The organism is Beijerinckia sp. L45, assembly GCF_009765775.1.
Lineage (GTDB): Bacteria > Pseudomonadota > Alphaproteobacteria > Rhizobiales > Beijerinckiaceae > RH-AL1.
Genome location: NZ_LMUU01000238.1, coordinates 1 through 2,256, shown reverse-complemented (window position 1 = coordinate 2,256; position 2,256 = coordinate 1). Strand labels below are relative to the sequence as shown.

Sequence of the window (2,256 nt, the reverse complement as noted above, 5' to 3'; positions counted from 1 at the left end):
GGGCAGGGTGTAGGGCAGCGCCGAATTGCCGGTGATGCCGCCGGGTGCCAGAATCGTCTCGTGCGGCTTGTCGGTCAGATTGGCTGCGACCAGCGGGACGGTGCCTGCCGCGCCCTGTGGAATGAAGAAGGCCGAGGACCAGGCGAGAATATCACCCTTGTCGTCGAGCGCCGCCTCCAGATCGATGAGAGTGGGCGGCCCTTTCGGGTCCCAGCCGTGCTCGTCCTCGCGCATCCATTGCACCCGGACCGGCTGGCCGACGGCTTTCGCCATCAGCACGGCGTCGGCGGCCGCATCCTCGTGGCCATTGCGGCCGTAGCAGCCCGAGCCATCGATATAGATGCAGCGGATCTTGTCTGCCGGCATGCCGAGCATGACCGAGAGCTGCTTGACCAGATTGTGGGTGGCTTGCGACGCGCTCCAGCAGGTCAGGTGACCGTCCGCATCGAAGGACGCGACCGCGCAGGACGGGCCGATCGAGCCGTGGGTATGGATGGCAAAATCATAGGTCGCCTTGATCCGCTTCGCGCCTTTGCCCAGCGCACTGGTGACGTCGCCGACCGAACTCGTCACCTCGTCCTTGGCGACCTTGGTTGTGCGCACGTGGTCCCACAGCTTGCCGTCTTCCGGCAGGCCGTCCCAGCTCGACCACGAGGTTTTGAGCTGCCGCGAAGCTTTGATCGCCGCCCATTCCGTCTTGGCGACGACGCCGAGGAAATTGCCCTCGCGGACGATTTTCACGACGCCCGGAATACTGCCGACCGAGGCTTCGTCGAAGCCGCGCAGGTCGGCGCCGATGCCCGGCGGACGCACCACGCGACCGTGCAGCATGCCCGGCAGCTTGAAGTCGTGCATGTAGGTGAAGGTGGCGAACACCTTCGGCGGAATGTCGAGGCGGGCCTTCGACTGCCCGACAATCGTATAGGTGTCGGGATTTTTAAGCGGCGCCTTCGGATCGAGTTTTAAGGCAAAGGTCTTGCCGCCGATCAGCGCGGCATAGGTGACGCTCGCGCCGGTCTTTGCCGTGATGATGCCGTCGGCGATCGTGAGATCGGCGGGCGCCGCGCCGAGCGTCGTGGCTGCCATCTGCAGCAGGCTGGCGCGGGCGGTGGCGGCGGCCTGGCGGATCTGCACGCCGCCTTTCTGGATCGAGAGGCTTCCGGAACTCGTCCCCTGGTCGGGCGTCAGCGCGGTGTCGCCCTGGATGACGGTGACCCGGTCCATCGGCACATCGAGCTCTTCCGCGACGATCTGGGTCATCGCGGTCCGGACACCGGTGCCGAGATCGACTTTTCCGGAATAGAGAGTGACGAGCCCCTTGGCGTCGATGGCGATGAAGCCGTCGACCTGGTCGGGGGCGACGGTCTTGCTGGGCGGCGCAAGGGGATCGGCCAAAGACGCTGCCGGAGGCAGGGCAAAGGCGACGACGAGCGAGCCGGTGGAAGCGAGGAAACTGCGGCGGTCGATGGCGTTCATGGCTGCCTCCCGCCTAAATGCTGTCGGCGGCGCGCTGCACCGCCCGCACGATGCGAACATGGGTGCCGCAGCGGCAGAGATTGTTGGCGAGTTCGTCCTTGATCTGCGTGGCCGTCGGCTTCTTCGTCTTGGCAAGGAACGCCGCGCTCTGCATGATCATGCCGTTGATACAGTAGCCGCATTGCACGGCCTGCTCTTCGATGAAGGCGGTTTGCAGTGCATGCGGATGCTCGGCGGTGCCGAGACCTTCCAGTGTCACGATCTGGCCGGCGCCGACCGAGCCGATCGGCGTGATGCAGGAGCGCACGGCCTCACCGTCGACATGGATGGTGCAGGCGCCGCACTGGCCGAGGCCGCAGCCGAAACGCGGGCCATGCAGGCCGAGATCGTCCCGCAGGGCGTAGAGCAGCGGCATGTCGGGATCGTCGACCGTGACGGACACGGTCCGCCCGTTGACGTGAAGGTTCAGGGTTTGCGACATTGGATCCTCACTGGGCAGCCATATGCCGCCTGATCGATCAAACAGATAGTCTAGCCTAGGATCGCGGCGGAGGCACCGTCGCGTCGCATCACGCTTTCGCGGGCGGACGCGCGTCCCGGTCGCATGGCGCCGGGAAAGCCGCTATAGCGGCCGGCGAACCCCAATCGGAACGGAAAAACCATGCCGCTGCTTCGCTTCGATCTCGTCGAGGGCCGCTCCGATGTCGAGCTCAAAACCCTGCTCGACGCCGCCCATGGCGCGATGCTCGCCGCCTTCGGCGTGCCGGTGCGCGACCGCTA

3 protein-coding genes are annotated in these 2,256 nt (G+C 65.9%); 1 reads left to right on the top strand and 2 read right to left on the bottom strand.

The genetic code is table 11. The features are described 5' to 3' along the window. The coding region (locus GSQ79_RS24530; RefSeq protein WP_158811384.1) for a molybdopterin cofactor-binding domain-containing protein at positions 1-1,476 on the bottom strand (1,476 nt) is incomplete at its 3' end. Positions 1,477-1,489: 13 nt separating this feature from the next. Then, complete coding sequence (locus tag GSQ79_RS24525; RefSeq protein WP_158811383.1) at positions 1,490-1,957, bottom strand: (2Fe-2S)-binding protein; 468 nt, start codon at positions 1,955-1,957, stop codon at positions 1,490-1,492. Positions 1,958-2,137: 180 nt separating this feature from the next. Here GSQ79_RS24525 and GSQ79_RS29885 point away from each other — a divergent pair. Next, positions 2,138-2,256 (top strand): tautomerase family protein (locus GSQ79_RS29885; protein ID WP_246725563.1); only part of this gene is annotated, 119 nt, incomplete at its 3' end.